The 19,519-nt window shown below is 70.0% G+C and carries 16 protein-coding genes; 2 read left to right on the top strand and 14 right to left on the bottom strand.

Going from position 1 to position 19,519, the window contains the following annotated elements:
• Positions 1-5 precede the first annotated feature (5 nt).
• The 14 genes from nuoN to OEIGOIKO_RS22815 form a co-directional block, all read right to left on the bottom strand.
• Positions 6-1,658 carry an NADH-quinone oxidoreductase subunit NuoN gene (gene nuoN, locus OEIGOIKO_RS22880; RefSeq protein ID WP_125055605.1) on the bottom strand — a complete coding sequence of 551 codons (1,653 nt, stop codon included), beginning with the start codon at positions 1,656-1,658 and terminating at the stop codon, positions 6-8.
• Complete coding sequence (locus OEIGOIKO_RS22875) at positions 1,655-3,271, bottom strand: NADH-quinone oxidoreductase subunit M (RefSeq protein ID WP_125055604.1); 1,617 nt, start codon at positions 3,269-3,271, stop codon at positions 1,655-1,657. Before OEIGOIKO_RS22875 ends, nuoN begins: the two co-directional genes overlap by 4 nt.
• A 3-nt stretch (positions 3,272-3,274) precedes the next feature.
• Entirely contained in the window at positions 3,275-5,221 is a 1,947-nt protein-coding gene (nuoL, locus tag OEIGOIKO_RS22870; RefSeq protein WP_125055603.1) for an NADH-quinone oxidoreductase subunit L, read from the bottom strand.
• A gap of 12 nt (positions 5,222-5,233) precedes the next feature.
• Positions 5,234-5,533: an NADH-quinone oxidoreductase subunit NuoK gene (nuoK, locus tag OEIGOIKO_RS22865; RefSeq protein WP_003983361.1), complete on the bottom strand. Its 300-nt coding sequence runs from the start codon at positions 5,531-5,533 to the stop codon at positions 5,234-5,236.
• A complete protein-coding gene (locus OEIGOIKO_RS22860; protein WP_125055602.1) occupies positions 5,530-6,342 on the bottom strand; it encodes an NADH-quinone oxidoreductase subunit J in 813 nt (270 codons plus the stop codon). Before OEIGOIKO_RS22860 ends, nuoK begins: the two co-directional genes overlap by 4 nt.
• Entirely contained in the window at positions 6,339-6,986 is a 648-nt protein-coding gene (gene nuoI, locus OEIGOIKO_RS22855; RefSeq protein ID WP_125055601.1) for an NADH-quinone oxidoreductase subunit NuoI, read from the bottom strand. Before nuoI ends, OEIGOIKO_RS22860 begins: the two co-directional genes overlap by 4 nt.
• On the bottom strand, positions 6,979-8,358 hold the full coding sequence (nuoH, locus tag OEIGOIKO_RS22850) for an NADH-quinone oxidoreductase subunit NuoH (RefSeq protein WP_125058879.1): 1,380 nt from the start codon (positions 8,356-8,358) through the stop codon (positions 6,979-6,981). The genes nuoI and nuoH overlap by 8 nt, the downstream gene beginning before the upstream one ends.
• Complete coding sequence (locus OEIGOIKO_RS22845; protein ID WP_125055600.1) at positions 8,358-10,928, bottom strand: NADH-quinone oxidoreductase subunit G; 2,571 nt, start codon at positions 10,926-10,928, stop codon at positions 8,358-8,360. The genes nuoH and OEIGOIKO_RS22845 overlap by 1 nt, the downstream gene beginning before the upstream one ends.
• On the bottom strand, positions 10,925-12,280 hold the full coding sequence (gene nuoF, locus OEIGOIKO_RS22840) for an NADH-quinone oxidoreductase subunit NuoF (protein ID WP_125055599.1): 1,356 nt from the start codon (positions 12,278-12,280) through the stop codon (positions 10,925-10,927). The genes OEIGOIKO_RS22845 and nuoF overlap by 4 nt, the downstream gene beginning before the upstream one ends.
• The gene (nuoE, locus tag OEIGOIKO_RS22835; protein WP_125058878.1) at positions 12,280-13,137 is read right to left on the bottom strand and encodes an NADH-quinone oxidoreductase subunit NuoE; all 858 of its coding nucleotides are present in this window, start codon (positions 13,135-13,137) and stop codon (positions 12,280-12,282) included. The genes nuoF and nuoE overlap by 1 nt, the downstream gene beginning before the upstream one ends.
• Before the next feature lie 17 nt (positions 13,138-13,154).
• On the bottom strand, positions 13,155-14,477 hold the full coding sequence (locus tag OEIGOIKO_RS22830) for an NADH-quinone oxidoreductase subunit D (protein ID WP_125055598.1): 1,323 nt from the start codon (positions 14,475-14,477) through the stop codon (positions 13,155-13,157).
• Positions 14,477-15,175, bottom strand: coding sequence for an NADH-quinone oxidoreductase subunit C (locus OEIGOIKO_RS22825; RefSeq protein ID WP_125058877.1), 699 nt, complete (start codon positions 15,173-15,175; stop codon positions 14,477-14,479). The genes OEIGOIKO_RS22830 and OEIGOIKO_RS22825 overlap by 1 nt, the downstream gene beginning before the upstream one ends.
• 134 nt (positions 15,176-15,309) lie before the next feature.
• The gene (locus tag OEIGOIKO_RS22820; protein WP_031002905.1) at positions 15,310-15,864 is read right to left on the bottom strand and encodes a NuoB/complex I 20 kDa subunit family protein; all 555 of its coding nucleotides are present in this window, start codon (positions 15,862-15,864) and stop codon (positions 15,310-15,312) included.
• Positions 15,865-15,873: 9 nt separating this feature from the next.
• Positions 15,874-16,233, bottom strand: coding sequence for an NADH-quinone oxidoreductase subunit A (locus tag OEIGOIKO_RS22815; RefSeq protein WP_030022241.1), 360 nt, complete (start codon positions 16,231-16,233; stop codon positions 15,874-15,876).
• A gap of 780 nt (positions 16,234-17,013) precedes the next feature.
• On the opposite strand from OEIGOIKO_RS22815, the gene OEIGOIKO_RS22810 reads away from it, so the two are divergent.
• Both OEIGOIKO_RS22810 and OEIGOIKO_RS42155 read left to right on the top strand, forming a co-directional pair.
• Positions 17,014-17,841 carry a C40 family peptidase gene (locus OEIGOIKO_RS22810; RefSeq protein WP_125055597.1) on the top strand — a complete coding sequence of 276 codons (828 nt, stop codon included), beginning with the start codon at positions 17,014-17,016 and terminating at the stop codon, positions 17,839-17,841.
• Between the two features lie 280 nt (positions 17,842-18,121).
• Entirely contained in the window at positions 18,122-19,414 is a 1,293-nt protein-coding gene (locus OEIGOIKO_RS42155; RefSeq protein WP_174857204.1) for a hypothetical protein, read from the top strand.
• Positions 19,415-19,519 lie beyond the last annotated feature (105 nt).

Below are 19,519 nucleotides of genomic sequence, written 5' to 3'. Positions count from 1 at the left end.
GCCGCTCAGCGCACGAACACTCCCGCCTGGCCCGCCAGGTCGAGGAAGTACTGCGGCGCCAGCCCCAGGACCAGCGTGACCACGACACCGACCGCGATGGCCGTCATGGTCAGCGGGCTGGGCACCGCCACGGTCGGCCCGTCCGCCTTCGGCTCGTTGAAGAACATCAGCACGATGACCCGGATGTAGAAGAACGCGGCGATGGCGGACGAGACGACACCGACCACGACCAGCCAGCCCGCGCCGCTCTCCGCAGCCGCCTTGAACACCGCGAACTTCCCGGTGAAGCCCGAGGTCAGCGGGATACCGGCGAAGGCCAGCAGGAAGACCGCGAAGACCGCCGCCGTCAGGGGTGAGCGCCGGCCCAGCCCCGCCCACTTCGCCAGTTGCGTCGCCTCGCCGCCCGCGTCCCGGACGAGGGTGACCACCGCGAACGCGCCGAGCGTCACGAAGGAGTACGCCGCCAGGTAGAACAGGACGGACGAGATGCCGTCCTTGTCGGCGGCGATCACACCGGCCAGGATGAACCCGGCGTGTGCGATGGAGCTGTACGCCAGCAGCCGCTTGATGTCGGTCTGGGTGATCGCGACGATCGCGCCGCCCAGCATCGTGACGATCGCGACGCCCCACATCACCGGCCGCCAGTCCCAGCGCAGGCCCGGCAGGACCACGTACAGCAGCCGCAGCAGCGCGCCGAACGCGGCGACCTTGGTGGCCGCCGCCATGAACCCGGTCACCGGGGTCGGCGCGCCCTGGTAGACGTCCGGCGTCCACATGTGGAACGGCACCGCGCCGACCTTGAAGAGCAGTCCCATGAGCACCAGCGCCGCGCCGATCAGCAGCAGCGCGTCGTTGCCCATGGTGTCGGCCAGCGCCGGGTCGATCTGCTTGGCGCCGTCGCTGACGACCTGCGCGATGCCGGAGTACGTGACCGTGCCCGCGTACCCGTACAGCAGGGCGATGCCGAACAGCAGGAACGCCGAGGAGAACGCGCCGAGCAGGAAGTACTTGACCGCCGCCTCCTGCGACAGCAGCCGCTGGCGGCGGGCCAGCGCGCACAGGATGTACAGCGGGAGGGAGAAGACCTCCAGCGCGATGAAGAGGGTCAGCAGGTCGTTGGCGGCGGGGAAGACCAGCATCCCGCCGACCGCGAACAGCGCGATCGGGAACACCTCGGTGGTGGTGAACCCGGCCTTGACCGCGGCCTGTTCGGCTTCGCCTCCGGGCACCGCGGCGGCCTGCGCCACGAAGGAGTCCACCTTCCTGCCGTGCGCGGCCGGGTCGAGCCGGCGCTCGGCGAAGGTGAACGTGGCGACCAGCGCCACCAGCAGGATCGTGCCCTGGAGGAAGAGCGCCGGACCGTCCACGGCGATGGCGCCCATGGCCGCGATCTTCGCCTTGCTGGTGCCGAAGCCGCCCGCCGCCAGCCCCACGACGGCCGCGAACCCGGCGGCCAGCGCGAGCACGGACAGCAGGAGCTGGGCGTGGTACCGGCTGCGGCGCGGCAGGAACGCTTCCAGGACGACGCCGACGACCGCGGCACCCAGCACGATGAGCGCCGGGGCCAGCTGGGCATACTCGATCTTCGGCGCCGGGATCTTGGCCGGAGCCTCGGCCGCAATGGTCCACAGGCTGTGGACGCTCGCCACGGAACTCACTTCGCGGCCTCCGCATCTGCCTTCACGGTTACGTCGGGGCGGGGATCGTGCCGGTCGACGACGGACAGGGTGTGGTCCACCGCCGGGTTGACGAGGTCCGTCAGCGGCTTGGGGTAGACGCCGAGAAACAGCAGCAGCGCGATCAGCGGGGCGACGACCGCCAGCTCCCGCGCCTTGAGGTCGGGCATCGTCCGCACCTCCGCCTTCACCGGGCCGGTCATCGTCCGCTGGTAGAGGACGAGGACGTACAGCGCGGCGAGCACGATGCCGACGGTGGCCACGATGCCCACCGCCGGGTAGCGGCTGAACGTGCCGACCAGCACCAGGAATTCGCTGACGAACGGCGCCAGGCCCGGCAGCGACAGCGTCGCCAGACCGCCCACCAGGAAGGTGCCGGCCAGCACCGGCGCGACCTTCTGCACCCCGCCGTAGTCGGCGATCAGCCGGGAGCCGCGCCGCGAGATCAGGAATCCGGCGACCAGCATCAGCGCCGCCGTCGAGATGCCGTGGTTGACCATGTACAGCGTCGCGCCGCCCTGCCCCTGGCTCGTCATCGCGAAGATGCCCATGACGATGAAGCCGAAGTGGGAGATGGACGCGTACGCCACCAGGCGCTTGATGTCCCGCTGGCCGACCGCGAGCAGCGCGCCGTACAGGATGCTGATCAGTGCGAGGACGAGGACGACCGGGGTGGCCCAGCTGCTGGCCTCCGGGAAGAGCTGGAGGCAGAAGCGCAGCATCGCGAAGGTGCCGACCTTGTCGACCACCGCGGTGATCAGGACGGCCACCGGCGCCGTGGACTCGCCCATCGCGCCCGGCAGCCAGGTGTGCAGCGGCCACAGCGGCGCCTTCACCGCGAAGGCGAAGAAGAAGCCGAGGAACAGCAGCCGTTCCGTGCCGGTGCCCAGCTCCAGCTTGCCGTCCGCCCGCGCCTGGACGATCTCCGTCAGGGAGAAGGTGCCGCTGCCGAGCTGGTCGGCGGTGGCCGCGTACAGTCCGATCACCGCGGCCAGCATGATCAGACCGCCGGCCAGGTTGTAGAGCAGGAACTTCACGGCGGCCTGCGAGCGCAGCGTGGCGCTGCGCTCCTCGCCGTCCGCCCCGGCCCGGTCCCCGAAGCCGCCGATGAGGAAGTACATCGGGATGAGCATGGCTTCGAAGAAGATGTAGAAGAGGAAGACGTCGGTGGCCTCGAAGGAGATGACCACCATCGCCTCGACGGCGAGGACCAGCGCGAAGAAGCCCTGGGTGGGCCGCCAGCGCCGGTTGGGCGTCGCCTCCTCAAGAGGATCGGCGTCGTGCCAGCCCGCCAGGATCACGAACGGGACCAGCAGCGCGGTCAGCGCGATCAGCGCCACCGCGATGCCGTCCACGCCCAGTTCGTAGCGGACGCCGAAGTCCCTGATCCAGGCGTGCGACTCGGTCAGCTGGAACGGGCCCTGCGCGCCCGGCTCGAAGCGGACCGCGACCACCGCGGCCAGCACCAGGGTGGCCAGCGAGAAGAGCAGGGCCAGCCATTTGGCGGCGGTGCGCTTGGCGGCGGGCAGCGCGGCGGTGGCGATCGCGCCGATCGCCGGGACCGCCGCGGTGGCCGTCAGAAGGGGAAACGACATGGCTCAGACACCCCTCATCAGCAGGGTCGCGGCGATCAGCACGGCCGCACCGCCCAACATCTGTACCGCGTACGAGCGGGCGAAGCCGTTCTGCGCCCGGCGCAGCCGGCCGGAGAGGCCGCCCATCGACGCCGCCGTGCCGTTGACCGCGCCGTCCACGACGGAGTGGTCCAGCTGGACCAGGGCGCGGGTCAGCTCGCCGCCGCCGCGCACCAGCACGACATGGTTGAAGTCGTCCTGGAGCAGGTCGCGGCGGGCCGCCCGGGTCAGCAGCGAGCCGCGCGGGGCGACGGCGGGGACCGGCTTGCGCCCGTACTGGAGGTAGGCGAGCCCGACGCCGAGGACCATCACCACGATGGTGGCCGTGGTGATCGCCGAGGCGCTCAGCGGCGGGTGCCCGTGGTCGAAGGAGGTGACCGGCTCCAGCCAGGTCACGAACGCCTCGTTGATGCTGAACAGCCCGCCCGCGAAGACCGATCCGACGGCAAGCAGGATCATCGGGACCGTCATGGACTTGGGCGACTCGTGCGGGTGCGGCGGGGTGTACTCGCCCCGGGTCTCGGCCGCGGGCTCCACCGACGGCTCAGCAGGGGACGGCGTCGGCGCCTTGCGCCAGCGCTCCTCGCCGAAGAACGTCATGAGCATCACCCGCGTCATGTAGAACGCGGTGATCGCGGCGCCCAGCAGGGCCGCTCCGCCCAGGATCCACCCTTCCGTGCCGCCCTTGGCGAACGCCGCCTCGATGATCTTGTCCTTGGAGAAGAAGCCGGACAGCCCGGGGAAGCCGATGATCGCCAGGTAGCCGAGGCCGAAGGTGATGAAGGTGACGGGCATGTACTTGCGCAGGCCGCCGTAGCGGCGCATGTCCACCTCGTCGTTCATCCCGTGCATCACCGACCCGGCACCCAGGAAGAGGCCCGCCTTGAAGAAGCCGTGGGTGACCAGGTGCATGATCGCGAAGGCGTACCCGACCGGCCCCAGCCCGGCGGCCAGGATCATGTAGCCGATCTGCGACATCGTCGAGCCCGCCAGGGCCTTCTTGATGTCGTCCTTCGCGCAACCGACGATGGCGCCGAACAGCAGCGTCACCGCGCCCACCACCACGACGGCGGTCTGCGCGTCCGGCGCCCCGTTGAAGATCGCGCCGGAGCGGGTGATCAGGTAGACGCCGGCGGTCACCATGGTCGCCGCGTGGATCAGGGCGGAGACCGGGGTCGGGCCCTCCATCGCGTCGCCCAGCCAGGACTGGAGCGGGACCTGCGCCGACTTGCCGCAGGCGGCGAGCAGCAGCATCACGCCGATGGCGGTCAGCTTGCCCTCGGACGTCTCGCCCGCCGCGCCCAGCACCGGCCCGAACGCGAACGTCCCGAACGTGGTGAACATCAGCATGATGGCGATGGACAGGCCGACGTCACCGACGCGGTTGACGAGGAACGCCTTCTTCGCCGCCGTCGCCGCGCTGGGCTTGTGCTGCCAGAAGCCGATGAGCAGGTACGAGGCGAGGCCGACGCCCTCCCAGCCGACGTACAGCAGCAGGTAGTTGTCGGCGAGGACGAGCAGCAGCATGGCCGCGAGGAAGAGGTTGAGGTAGCCGAAGAAGCGGCGGCGCCGCTCGTCGTGCTCCATGTAGCCGATCGAGTAGATGTGGATCAGCGATCCGACACCGGTGATCAGCAGGACGAACGTCATGGACAGCTGGTCGAGCTGGAAGGCCACGTCCGCCTGGAAGCCGCCCACCGGGATCCAGCTGAACAGGTGCTGGTGCAGGGTGCGGTGCTCGGCGTCGCGGCCCAGCAGCTCGGTGAACAGGGGGACGGCCAGGGCGAAGGACGCCAGCGCGAGCAGCGTGCCGAGCCAGTGGCCGGCCCGGTCCAGTCTCCTGCCGCCGCACAGCAGCAGGGCCGCGCCGGCCAGGGGGGCCGCGACGAGCAGGGCGATCAAGTTCTCCACGTTTACGACCCCTTACAGCTTCATCAGGCTGGCGTCGTCGACCGAGGCCGTGTGGCGGGTACGGAAGATGGACACGATGATCGCCAGGCCCACCACGACCTCGGCCGCGGCGACGACCATCGTGAAGAACGCGATGATCTGCCCGTCCAGGTTTCCGTGCATCCGCGAGAAGGCCACGAAGGCGAGGTTGCAGGCGTTGAGCATCAGCTCGATGCACATGAACACCACGATGGCGTTCCGCCTGATCAGCACCCCGGCCGCGCCGATGGTGAACAACAGGGCGGCGAGGTAGAGATAGTTGACCGGGTTCACCGCTTCGCCTCCTCGCTGCGGCCCAGCCGCTCTTCGGAGCGCTGCTCCAGCGCCTTCAGCTCGTCCAGCGCCGCGCCGGAGACGTCGCGGATCTGGCCCCGCTCGCGCAGCGTCGGGTTGACGGTCAGCTCGGACGGCGTGCCGTCGGGGAGCAGGCCGGGGACGTCGACCGCGTTGTGCCGGGCGTAGACGCCGGGGGCGGGCAGCGGCGGGATCTGCTTGCCCTCGCGGATCCGGGCCTCGGACTGCTCGCGCTGGGTCTTGGCACGCTCCGTACGCTCGCGGTGCGTCAGCACCATCGCGCCGACCGCCGCCGTGATCAGCAGGGCGCCGGTGACCTCGAAGGCGAAGACGTACTTGGTGAAGATCAGCGCCGCCAGGCCCTGGACGTTGCCCCCGGCGTTGGCCTCGCCGAGGCCGTTGAAGTGCCGGAGCGAGGCGTTGCCGATCCCGGCGATCAGCAGGATGCCGAAGCCGAGGCCGCAGGCGGCGGCCAGCCAGCGCTGGCCCTTGAGCGTCTCCTTGAGGGAGTCGGCCGCCGTGACGCCGACGAGCATGACGACGAAGAGGAACAGCATCATGATCGCGCCGGTGTAGACGACGATCTGCACGATGCCGAGGAAGTACGCGCCGTTGGCGAGGTAGAACACCGCCAGGATGATCATGGTGCCGGCCAGCGACAGGGCGCTGTGCACGGCGCGCCGCATCAGGATCGTGCACAGCGCGCCGATCACCGCGACCGTGCCGAGGATCCAGAACTGCACCGCCTCGCCGGTGGAGGCCGCGGCGGCCAGGGAGGTCGTGGTCACCGGGTCACCTCCCGGGCGGCGGGCTCGTCGGGCCCGAAGGTGGCCGCGGCCTCCTGGGGCGCCGCGGTGTCCGCGCCGCCCTCCCCTTCGGCCGTCTCGCCCTTGGAGACGGCGACCTGCCGCACCGTCCCCGGCGCGGCCTCGGTCACCAGGCCGCGGTAGTAGTCCTTCTCCGTCATGCCGGGGAAGATGGCGTGCGGGCTGTCGACCATGGTCTCCTCCAGCCCCGCGAGCAGCTCCTCCTTGGTGTAGATGAGCGATTCGCGGGACCGGTCGGCGAGTTCGTACTCGTTGGTCATGGTCAGCGCGCGGGTGGGGCACGCCTCGACGCACAGCCCGCACAGGATGCAGCGCAGGTAGTTGATCTGGTAGACGCGGCCGTAGCGCTCGCCGGGGCTGTAGCGCTCCTCGTCGGTGTTGTCGGCGCCTTCGACGTAGATCGCGTCGGCCGGGCAGGCCCAGGCGCACAGCTCGCAGCCGATGCACTTCTCCAGCCCGTCGGGATGCCGGTTGAGCTGGTGGCGGCCGTGGAAGCGCGGCGCCGTCGGTTTCTTCTCCTCCGGATACTGCTCGGTCAGCCGCTTCTTGAACATGGCCTTGAAGGTCACGCCGAAGCCGGCCACGGGGTTCTGGAAGTCAGGCACCGTCGCCCCCCTTTCCGTCCTTGTCGATTCCGTCACTGACAGTGTCCACCCCACCACTGACAATCAACTCGCGCTCCCGGCGCGGCCGTCGCCGAGGCACCGGTGGCAGGGTCTGTCCGGGCAGCGGCGGCACGGGGAAGCCGCCCGCCATGGGGTCGAAGGCCGGCTCCTCGGCCGGCTCCTCCTTCTCGCCGCGCCGGAAGAAGTCGGCGACGAGCGAGATCAGCAGGACGGCGATGGCCGCGCCGCCCACGAACATCACGATCCGCTGGAAGTCGTACCCCTCGTTCTTCAGGGCCCGTACGGTCGCGACGAGCATCAGCCAGACCATCGAGACCGGGATGAGGACCTTCCACCCCAGCTTCATGAACTGGTCGTAGCGCACGCGGGGCAGCGTGCCACGCAGCCAGATGAAGAAGAACAGCAGCAGCTGCACCTTGACGACGAACCAGAGCAGCGGCCACCAGCCGTGGTTGGCGCCTTCCCAGAAGCTGCTGATCGGGTACGGGGCCTTCCAGCCGCCCAGGAAGAGGGTCACCGCGACCGCCGAGACGGTCACCATGTTGATGTACTCGGCGAGCATGAACATCGCGAACTTGATGGACGAGTACTCGGTGTTGAAGCCGCCGACCAGGTCGCCCTCGGACTCCGGCATGTCGAACGGCGCCCGGTTGGTCTCGCCCACCATGGCGACGATGTAGATGATGAAGGAGACCGGCAGCAGCAGCACGTACCACCGGTCCTGCTGCGACTCCACGATCGTCGAGGTCGACATCGACCCCGAGTAGAGGAAGACCGCCGCGAAGGACATGCCCATCGCGATCTCGTACGAGATCATCTGCGCGCACGAGCGCAGACCGCCGAGCAGCGGGTACGTCGAGCCGGAGGACCAGCCCGCCAGCACGATGCCGTAGATGCCGACGGAGGCGGTGGCCAGGATGTAGAGCACGCCGATCGGCAGGTCGGTGAGCTGCATCGTGGTGCGCTGGCCGAAGATCGAGATCTCGTTGCCGACCGGGCCGAAGGGGATCACCGCGACGGCCATGAAGGCCGGTACGGCCGCCACGATCGGCGCGAGCACGTACACCGCCTTGTCGGCCCGCTTGACGACCAGGTCCTCCTTGAGCATCAGCTTGATGCCGTCCGCGAGGGACTGGAGCATGCCCCAGGGACCGTGCCGGTTGGGCCCGATGCGCAGCTGCATCCACGCGACGACCTTGCGCTCCCAGACGATCGAGAAGAGCACGGTCAGCATGAGGAACGCGAAGCAGAAGACCGCCTTGACCGCGATCAGCCACCACGGGTCCCGGCCGAACATCGACAGGTCTTCCTGGGCCAGCGCGCTGCTGCCGGACAACGCCAGGTGCTGCATCACGCGTCCACCTCCTCGACCGGACCGGACGCCGGACCGGAAGTACCGGAAGCACCGGAGACACCCGGCGCGGTGCCGGGTTCACCGGCCCCGGACACCGGCGCCACCTTCACCAACTCCCCGGGCCGTGCCCCGGTGTCGGCCGCCACCCCGCCGCCCACCGAGTTCAGCGGCAGCCACACCACCCGGTCGGGCATCGGGGTGACCGCCAGCGGCAGCCGTACGGACCCGGCGGGCCCGGTGACCGCCAGCAGGTCGCCGTCCTTGACGCCGGTCTCCTCGGCGGTGGCCGGCGACATCCGGGCGACGGCCGCGTGCCGCGTACAGGCCAGCGCCTCGTCGCCCTCCTGCATCCGCCCCTGGTCGAGCAGCAGCCGGTGGCCCGCCAGTACGGCCTCGCCGGGCTCCGGCCGCGGCAGCGCGCGCCCGGTCTCCAGCGGGTCGGCGGCGTACGTGCCGTCCCACGTCCCCAGCGCGGTCAGCTCCCGCCGCACCGCCCGTACATCGGGCAGCGCCAGGTGGACGTCCATCGCGTCGGCGAGCATGTGCAGCACCCGGGCGTCCGGCAGCAGGTGCCGCCGGGTCATCTGGTCCGGTTTGAGCGCGGCCTCGAACAGCCGGGCCCGGCCCTCCCAGTTGAGGAAGGTGCCGGACTTCTCGGCGGCCGCCGCGACCGGCAGGACGACGTCCGCCCGCTCCGTCACGGCCGACGGGCGCTGCTCCAGGCTCACCAGGAAGCCCACCGCGTCCAGTGCCTCCAGGGCCCGCGCCGGGTCCGGCAGGTCCGCCGGGTCGACGCCCGCCACCAGCAGGGCGCTCAGCTCCCCGGCGGCCGCGGCGGCGACGATCTGGCCGGTGTCCCGGCCGTGCCGCTGCGGCAGCCCGGCGACGCCCCAGGCGGCGGCGACCTCCTCACGGGCGCGCGGGTCGGTCGCCGGGCGCCCGCCCGGCAGCAGTCCGGGCAGCGCGCCCGCCTCGACGGCGCCGCGCTCCCCGGCCCGCCGGGGAATCCACACCAGCCGGGCGCCGGTCGCGGTGGCCGCCCGTACGGCCGCCGTCAGCCCGCCCGGGACCGCGGCCAGCCGCTCGCCGACGACGATCACCGAACCCGCGCCGCGCAGCGCCTCGGCGGCGCTGCTGCCCGCCCCCTCCAGTCCCACGCCGCCGCCCAGCGCGTCCAGCCACTCCGTCTCCGTACCCGGCGCGGCGGGCAGCAGCGTGCCGCCCGCCTTGACCAGGCCGCGCGTCGCGTACGGCGCGAGCCCGAAGGTGCGCTGGCCGCGCTTGCGGTGGGCCTTGCGCAGCCGCAGGAAGACGCCGGGCGCCTCCTCCTCCGCCTCGATACCGGCGAGGAGGACGGCGGGCGCCTTCTCCAGGACCTCGTACGTGACCCCGGTCCCGTCGTCGTCCAGGTCACGGCCCCGCCCGGCGACCCGCGCCGCCAGGAAGTCGGCCTCCTCGGCGCTGTGCGCGCGGGCCCGGAAGTCGATGTCGTTGGTGTCCAGCGCGATCCGCGCGAACTTGGCGTAGGCGTACGCGTCCTCGACGGTCAGCCGGCCGCCGGTCAGCACTCCGGTCCGGCCCCTGGCGGCGCCCAGCCCGCGCGCCGCCGCCTCCAGGGCCTCCGGCCAGCTCGCCGTCACCAGTTCGCCGGTCTGCGCGTCCCGCACCATCGGGTGCGCCAGCCGGTCGCGCTGCTGCGCGTACCGGAAGGCGAAGCGCCCCTTGTCGCAGATCCACTCCTCGTTGACCTCGGGGTCCTCGGCGGCCAGGCGCCGCATGACCTTGCCGCGCCGGTGATCCGTACGGGTCGCGCAGCCGCCCGCGCAGTGTTCGCAGACGCTCGGCGAGGAGACCAGGTCGAAGGGGCGCGACCGGAAGCGGTACGCGGCCGAGGTCAGCGCGCCGACCGGGCAGATCTGGATGGTGTTGCCGGAGAAGTACGACTGGAACGGGTCCCCTTCGCCCGTACCGACCTGCTGGAGCGCGCCCCGCTCGATCAGTTCGATCATCGGGTCGCCCGCGACCTGGTTGGAGAAGCGGGTGCAGCGTGCGCACAGCACGCACCGTTCGCGGTCCAGCAGCACCTGCTTGGAGATCGGCACCGGCTTCTCGAAGGTGCGCTTCTTGCCCTCGAAGCGGGTGTCGGCCTGTCCGGCGGACATCGCCTGGTTCTGCAGCGGGCACTCGCCGCCCTTGTCGCAGACGGGGCAGTCCAGCGGGTGATTGATCAGCAGCAGTTCCATCACGCCGCGCTGCGCCTTCTCGGCGACGGGCGAGGTGAGCTGCGACTTGACCACCATGCCGTCGGTGCAGGTGATGGTGCAGGAGGCCATCGGCTTGCGCTGGCCCTCCACCTCCACGATGCACTGGCGGCAGGCGCCGGCCGGGTCCAGCAGCGGGTGGTCGCAAAAACGCGGGATCTCGATGCCGAGGAGTTCGGCGGCCCGGATGACCAGCGTCCCCTTGGGGACGGAGATCTCGATGCCGTCGATCGTCAGCGTGACGAGGTCTTCGGGCGGTACGGCCGCCCCGCCCGCCCCGGTGGGGGCGTCGCTGGTGACGGTCATGCGTTCACCCCCAGGTGAGCGTCGGTGTCGGCCCAGGCGGTCGACCTGGCGGGGTCGAAGGGGCAGCCCTTGCCGGTGATGTGCTGCTCGTACTCCGGGCGGAAGTACTTCAGCGAGGAGAAGATCGGTGAAGCGGCACCGTCGCCCAGCGCGCAGAAGGACTTGCCGTTGATGTTGTCGGCGATGTCGTGGAGCTTGTCGAGGTCGCTCGTGCGGCCCTTGCCCGCCTCGATGTCGCGCAGCAACTGGACGAGCCAGTAGGTGCCTTCGCGGCAGGGCGTGCACTTGCCGCAGGACTCGTGCGCGTAGAACTCCGTCCAGCGGGTGACGGCCCGTACGACGCAGGTGGTCTCGTCGAAGCACTGGAGGGCCTTGGTGCCGAGCATCGAGCCGGCGGCGCCGACGCCTTCGTAGTCGAGCGGCACGTCGAGGTGCTCATCGGTGAACATCGGGGTGGAGGAGCCGCCGGGCGTCCAGAACTTGAGGCGGTGGCCCGGCCGGATGCCGCCGCTCATGTCGAGGAGCTGGCGCAGGGTGATGCCCAGCGGGGCCTCGTACTGGCCGGGGTTGGCGACGTGGCCGCTGAGCGAGTACAGCGTGAAGCCCGGGGACTTCTCGCTGCCCATGGTCCTGAACCAGTCCTTGCCCTTGTTCATGATGGCGGGAACCGACGCGATGGACTCGACGTTGTTGACGACAGTGGGGCAGGCGTACAGGCCCGCCACCGCCGGGAAGGGAGGACGCAGCCGGGGCTGTCCGCGACGGCCCTCCAGGGAGTCCAGCAGCGCGGTCTCCTCGCCGCAGATGTACGCGCCCGCGCCCGCGTGCACGACGACGTCCAGGTCCAGGCCCGAGCCGAGGATGTCGCGGCCGAGGTAGCCCGCGTCGTACGCCTCCCGGACGGCCTCGTGCAACCGCCGCAGTACGGGCACGACTTCACCGCGCAGGTAGATGAAGGCGTGGTTCGACCGGATCGCGTGACACGCGATGACGATGCCCTCGATCAAGGAGTGCGGATTGGCGAAGAGCAGCGGGATGTCCTTGCAGGTGCCCGGCTCGGACTCGTCGGCGTTGACGACGAGGTAGTGCGGTTTGCCGTCGCCCTGCGGGATGAACTGCCACTTCATCCCGGTGGGGAAACCGGCGCCGCCACGGCCGCGCAGTCCGGCGTCCTTGACGTACGCGATCACGTCGTCCGGCGGCATCGCGAGGGCCTTGCGCATGCCCGCGTAGCCCTCGTGCCGGAGGTAGGTCTCCAGCGTCCAGGAGTCCGGCTGGTCCCAGAAGGCGGACAGTACGGGTGCGAGCAGCTTCTCCGGGTTGGCCTTGCTGACCTCGGCGGCCACGGTCATCACTCCCCCTCCTCGGCGGTCGGTCCGGCGGGGTGCGAAGGGTCGGAGGCCGAGGTGTCGCGCGGTGCGTCGTGCGAGCTGGGGTGGGTGGCCGGAGCCTCGCCCGGAGCCCGGCCGGCGTGCTCGCCGTCGCCCTCGGCCGGGCCCGCGCCCCGCTGCGGTACGACATGGTCGGCGGCCTGGCCCGCGCCCGGTACGGCCTCGCCTTTGGCCAGCCGCAGCCCCACCAGCGAGGCGGGCCCGGCGCCGCCGGTGGCCTCGACCGCGCCGGGGCGCTGATCCGGGAACCCGGCGAGGATGCGGGCCGTCTCCTTGTACGTGCACAGCGGCGCGCCCCGGGTCGGCGCGACGGTCCGGCCCTCCCGCAGGTCGTCCACGAGCCGCTTGGCGCTGTCCGGCGTCTGGTTGTCGAAGAACTCCCAGTTGACCATCACGACGGGCGCGAAGTCGCAGGCCGCGTTGCACTCGATGTGCTCCAGCGTGACCTTGCCGTCCTCGGTCGTCCCGCCGTTGCCCACGCCCAGATGTTTCTGCAGCGCCTCGAAGATCGCGTCGCCGCCCATCACCGCGCACAGGGTGTTGGTGCACACCCCCACCTGGTAGTCGCCGCTGGGCCCGCGCCGGTACATGGAGTAGAAGGTGGAGACCGCCGTGACCTCCGCCGTCGTCAGGTCCAGCATCTCGGCGCAGAAGCGGACGCCGGTACGGGTGACGTGCCCCTCCTCCGCCTGGACGAGGTGCAGCAGCGGCAGCAGCGCGGAGCGCGAGCCCGGGTAGCGGGCGATCACCTCCTTGGCGTCCGCTTCGAGCCGGGCCCTGACCTCGGCGGGATAGTCGGGGGCGGGGAGCTGCGGCATCCCCAAACTGACGTCTGTCACCGGTCGACGCCTCCCATCACGGGGTCGATGGACGCGACGGCGACGATGACGTCGGCCACCTGGCCGCCCTCGCACATCGCCGCCATGGCCTGGAGGTTGGTGAAGGACGGGTCGCGGAAGTGCACCCGGTAGGGGCGGGTACCGCCGTCGCTGACGGCGTGCACGCCCAGCTCGCCCTTGGGCGACTCCACGGCCGCGTACGCCTGGCCGGGCGGCACCCGGAAACCCTCCGTCACCAGCTTGAAGTGGTGGATCAGGGCCTCCATCGAGGTCCCCATGATCTTCTTGATGTGGTCGAGCGAGTTGCCGAGCCCGTCCGGGCCCATGGCCAGCTGGGCGGGCCAGGCGATCTTCTTGTCGGCGACCATCACCGGGCCTGGCGCCAGCCGGTCCAGGCACTGTTCGACGATGCGCAGCGACTGGCGCATCTCCTCCAGGCGGATCAGGAAGCGCCCGTAGGAGTCGCAGGTGTCGGTGGTCGGCACCTCGAAGTCGTAGTGCTCGTACCCGCAGTACGGCTGGCTCTTGCGCAGGTCGTGCGGGAGTCCGGCGGAGCGCAGCACCGGTCCGGTGGCGCCGGTGGCCAGGCAGCCGGCCAGGTCGAGGTAGCCGATGTCCTGCATCCGGCCCTTGAAGACCGGGTTGCCGGTGGCGAGCTTGTCGTACTCGCCCAGGTTCTTGCGCATCTTCTTCACGAACTCGCGCACCTGGTCGACCGCGCCCGGCGGCAGGTCCTGGGCGAGCCCGCCGGGCCGGACGTACGCGTGGTTCATCCGCAGGCCGGTGATCAGCTCGTAGATGTCCAGGATCAGTTCCCGGTCCCGGAAGCCGTAGATCATGATGGTGGTGGCGCCCAGCTCCATGCCGCCGGTGGCGATGGCCACCAGGTGGGAGGAGAGCCGGTTGAGCTCCATCAGCATCACGCGGATGACGGAGGCCCGGTCCGGGATGTCGCCGGTGATGCCGAGCAGCTTCTCCACGGCCAGGCAGTACGCCGTCTCGTTGAAGAACGGCGTCAGGTAGTCCATCCGGGTCACGAAGGTGGTGCCCTGCGTCCACGTACGGAATTCGAGGTTCTTCTCGATGCCGGTGTGCAGATAGCCGATGCCGCAGCGGGCCTCGGTGACGGTCTCGCCGTCGATCTCCAGGATCAGCCGCAGCACGCCGTGCGTGGAGGGGTGCTGGGGGCCCATGTTGACGACGATCCGCTCGTCGTCGGCGCGGGCCGCGGCGGCCACGATCTCGTCCCAGTCGCCGCCGGTGACCGTGTAGACGGTGCCCTCGGTCGTCTCCCGAGGGGTCGCATGGCTGGTGGACATCAGGTGTACGACCTCCGCTGGTCGGGAGCCGGGATCTGGGCGCCCTTGTACTCGACGGGGATGCCGCCGAGCGGGTAGTCCTTGCGCTGCGGGAAGCCCTGCCAGTCGTCCGGCATCATGATCCGGGTGAGTGCCGGGTGGCCGTCGAAGACCATTCCGAAGAAGTCGTACGCCTCGCGCTCGTGCCAGTCGTTGGTCGGGTAGACGCCCACGAGGGACGGCACGTGCGGGTCGGCGTCCGGCGCGGACACCTCCAGCCGGATCAGCCGGTTGTGGGTGATCGAGCGCAGGTGGTAGACGGCGTGCAGCTCGCGGCCCTGGTCGCCGGGGAAGTGCACCCCGCTGACGCCGGTGCACAGCTCGAAGCGGAGCGCCGGGTCGTCGCGGAGGGTCTGCGCGACGGCCGGCAGATACTCCCGCTCGATGTGGAAGGTCAGCTCGTCGCGGTCGACGACGGTCTTCTCGATGACGTTCTCGGGGACCAGCCCCTGTTCGTCCAGCGCGCCTTCCAGCTCGTCGGCCACCTCGTCGAACCAGCCGCCGTACGGGCGGGACGTGGCGCCCGGCAGCCGTACGGACCGGACGAGGCCGCCGTACCCGGAGGTGTCACCGCCGCCGCTCGCGCCGAACATGCCGCGGCGGGTGGCGATGACCTCGCCGTGGTCGCCGCGCTGGCCGGGGAGGTTCTGCGCGTTCAGGTCCTGGTCGGGGTTGACCCCGTCGGTCCCCTTGGCCGCTCCGGTCCCGCCGTTCCCGTTGACACCGCCAGTGCCGTTGGTGCCACCGTTCCCGTTGGTCCCCTTGGTGCCGCCGGTCCCCTTGGTGCTGTCGCTCACCGCAGCAGCCCCTTCATCTCGATCGTCGGGAGCGCCTTGAGCGCCGCTTCCTCCGCCTCGCGGGCCGCCTGCTGCTGATTCACCCCGAGCTTGGTGCCCTGGATCTTCTGGTGCAGCTTGAGAATGGCATCCATCAGCATTTCCGGACGCGGCGGGCAGCCGGGCAGATAGATGTCCACCGGGACGATGTGGTCGACGCCCTGGACGATCGCGTAGTTGTTGAACATCCCGCCCGACGAGGCGCACACGCCCATCGAGATGACCCATTTCGGGTTCGGCATCTGGTCGTACACCTGCCGCAGCACGGGCGCCATCTTCTGGCTCACCCGGCCCGCCACGATCATCAGATCGGCCTGGCGCGGCGACCCGCGGAAGACCTCCATGCCGAAGCGGGCGAGGTCGTAGCGCCCGGCGCCGGTCGTCATCATCTCGATGGCGCAGCAGGCGAGGCCGAAGGTGGCGGGGAAGACCGATGACTTGCGCACCCAGCCCGCGGCCTGTTCGACGGTGGAAAGCAGAAAGCCGCTCGGCAGCTTCTCTTCAAGTCCCATTGGTGGCCCCTAGTCCCATTCCAGGCCGCCCCGACGCCATACGTAGGCGTAGGCGACGAAGACGGTGAGCGCGAAGAGGAGCATCTCCACGAGCCCGAAAAGCCCGAGCGCGTCGAAGGTGACGGCCCAGGGGTAGAGGAAGACGATCTCGATATCGAAAATGATGAAGAGCATCGCCGTGAGGTAGTACTTGATCGGAAATCGACCGCCGCCGGCCGGCTGTGGGGTCGGCTCGATTCCGCATTCGTACGCCTCTAGCTTCGCCCGGTTGTAGCGCTTGGGTCCGACGAGCGTGGCCATCACGACAGAGAAGATCGCAAAGCCTGCCCCGAGGGCTCCCAGTACGAGGATGGGCGCGTAAGCGTTCACCGTCCCCGCTCCCTTCAGTCGACGATGACTGGATGGCGGTCCGCCCGGTCCCGCTCACCGGCCCCACGAAGATCGCGCCTATGTGAGGCAGTTCACAAGCCCGAGCCGCCTGCATCTTATGCCCGGTGGTCTGTGATCTGCGACACGGGGTGCGACAACGCCTTTGTGATCTCCACCACCTGATGCCCGGTCATCTCGTCCGATGAGTGTCGATCTTCGTACGGCAAGCGCGCAGATGATCACCGGTGGTGACATTTCTCGGCGTTGCCGCTGGTCAGCGTGGGGCTGCCACTATCAAGAGGTAGGGGATTCAAGCAAATTGGCGCAGCTCGCCGTCAACTGCTAGGGCCACAAGACCCGCTGACGGAGGCCGGTCGGCAGCCGGCCGGCGCGACCGGCCCGAGATCGCCGTGACCGTTCCGAGACCGTCGTGACCGTCCCGTGATCATCGGTACGTGCTCGCGTTCACGAGCACTCCCGTCACGGCGGCATCACGGGAACATAACGGGCACTCACGAGTGACCTATCCCACGCGGCTTGCGGTCTTGAGCGCTTGACCTTCGGGAAGCCTTGGCGTGGCGGATCAGTAGGTGATAAGCGGCCCCGGGGTGCACATCGGCCCGTAAACGCCATGCACAGGAACATGATCACGAAATCCGGACCGGCCGCCGCCCGCTCGCCGACCGGCGAAAAGTCCCTTTTATTCATCGCGTACGCGTCAAGTGTGGCGCACACCACCTTTGTTGGCAGCAACCTGTGGCTCCTGATAGCCGTGGTGCCATGTCCCCGAACGCAGTCATACCCAGCCACCGGAAGCCCCGCCGTTCCGCGTCCTCGCGGGCACTGCGCGCAGGGGTCACCGGTGGCATCATCACCCTGGCGGTGACCGGCGCGAGCATGCCGGCCGGCGCCGCGGAGAAGCCCGTCTCCGAGACCCAGGAAATGCCGACCATCACGTCGGCACTGGCCACCAGCCTGGCCAAGAGCGCGGACACCGCCCAGCAGATGGCGCTGGACTACGAGCGCCAGGCCGCGCAGGACACCGCCACCGCCGAGGCCACCGAGGCCGCCACCAAGGCGAAGGACGAGGCCGACAAGAAGGCCGCGGCCGAGAAGAAGGCCGAAGAGGCCCGCAAGGCCGAGGAGAAGAAGAAGGAGGAGGCCGCCCAGCAGCGCGCCTCCCGCTCCTCCGAGCGCACCTCGCTGCGCTCCCTGGCCGCCACGTCCGACGACTCCCCCGTCACCGGCGCGACCGGCAGCACCAGCTCCCTGGTCGGCTTCCTCCGCGCCCAGCTGGGCAAGTCCTATGTGCTCGGCGCCTCCGGCCCGTCCGCGTACGACTGCTCCAGCCTGGTGCAGGCCGCCTACCGCACCATCGGCATCGACCTGCCGCGCACCTCGCAGCCGCAGTCCACCGCCGGCACCCAGGTGGGCCTGGACAACCTCCAGGTCGGCGACATCCTGTACTGGGGCAGCGCGGGCAGCGCGTACCACGTCGGCGTCTACGTCGGTAACGGCAACTTCATCGGTGCCCAGAACTCCAGCACCGGCATCGTGGAGCGGCCGCTGAGCTACAGCCAGCCGACCGGCGCGGTCCGCGTCCTGTAGGACGCCCCCACACACGGCCGAGGGCCGCCGTTCCCACCGCTCGGGAACGGCGGCCCTCGCGCGTTGCGCGGGCAAAGCACTGGCTTGCCCCATTTGATGGCTCATCATCAGATGAGACGCCATCGTCCATTCGATGAAGAGACGCCCGTTCGGCACAACTACCGTAACGACTCTGTCCCAGTTGTACCTCTCGCCGTACTCATCCCTTCCGCCCCGTAATGCCCGCACCCTCATTTCCGTGGCATCGGACAGCGGCTGACGAGAGGAAGCACTTACTTACATGAAAATCCACCGTGCCCATACTTTTCGGGCCGTCGCCTGGACGGTGACGGCCACCGCACTTGCCTCCACTCTCAGCCTGGGCCCGGTCGCCGCCGCCGAGCCCGCCTGCCCGCCGGCCGAACCTCGCAAGCCCGCCCCCGTCTGTCCCGCGCCGTCCGCGAAGAAGCAGGCCCCGAAGAAGCACGCGGCGAAGAAGCAAGCGGCGAAGAAACAGACCGCCAAGAAGCAGCCCCCCAGAAAGACCGCTGCCAAGAAGCAGGCCGCACGGAAGCAGGCGGCCAGAAAGCAAGCCGCACGGAAGCAGGCCCCCCAGGCACCGACGGCGGCCTGCCGCCCGCCGAGGCCCAAGCCGAAGCCCGCCGCCACCTGCCAGGCCGCACCCCGCAAGCCCGCGGCGAAGAAACCGGCCGCGAAACAGCCCGCCGCCGGAAAGCCGTCTGCGCAGAAGCCCGCTGCCCAGCAGCCTTCCCCTCAGAAGCCGACCACCCAGCGGCCCCCGAGGAAGCGCCCGCCGGCCAAGCGGCCGCCCGCCAAGAAGCCCCCGGCCCAGCGGAAGCAGCTGAAGAAGGATCACGGCTGGAGGTACGAAGGGCTCTACATCGACGCCGCCGACCTGCGTAAGGTCAATGTCTTCCTGGCCCGCGCCAGAAAGGCCGAACGCACCATCAGCCCTCAGGTCCGCAGCATCGCCCGCCGGACCAAGGCCACCGTCGTCGGCTACGAGGACCGGCTGAGAAAACCGGAATCGGTCAAGCGTGCGGTCGCCCGCACCATGCAGGGCAACCCCACCATGACCGCGGACGAAGCCCTCGGCAGAATCAACGACTCCGTCCGCTACATCCTCCAGTGGCCGGACAAGTCCTACGTCAAGGGCGTCCAGGACACCACCAAACTGCTGGCCGGCTGGAAGAACGCGAATCTCCGCTGGTCCAACACCTGGGCCCGCCCCCGCGGCTACAAGGGCATCAACACCGCCTGGCGCGCCAACAATTCGGGCCACCCGTACGAGCTCCAGTTCCACACCCCGAAAAGCCGCGCCGCCCAGCGCAAGAGCCGGGCCCTGTACGAAGAAGCCCACCGCTCCCGAACGACTTCCCAGCGCCGGGCCCAGATCCAGGGCGAGATGAACCGCATCTACGCCACAGTCCCCTGCCCCGCAGGCTCCCAACTCCTCAACGGCCCCCGCCGCCGCTCCGCGGAACGCAAGGTCGTGAACGGACGCCCCTACGTACGCTCCGTGCCGGTAATGGCCGACAACCTGTTCACGGCGTACGAACCCCCCAAACAATAGGCACCGGCCAACTCCCCTTCTCGCCCTCTCGCCCTCCCCCCGCTCACGGTCCAGGCGCCCGCACCACGGGCCCGGGAGCGCGGGCGGGGCCGCATTTGCACCTGC

Origin of the sequence: Streptomyces paromomycinus (assembly GCF_003865155.1) — a bacterium.
Lineage (GTDB): Bacteria > Actinomycetota > Actinomycetes > Streptomycetales > Streptomycetaceae > Streptomyces > Streptomyces chrestomyceticus.
Note: the sequence above shows the minus strand (reverse complement) of the source record. Positions and strands in the feature narration are given on the sequence as shown.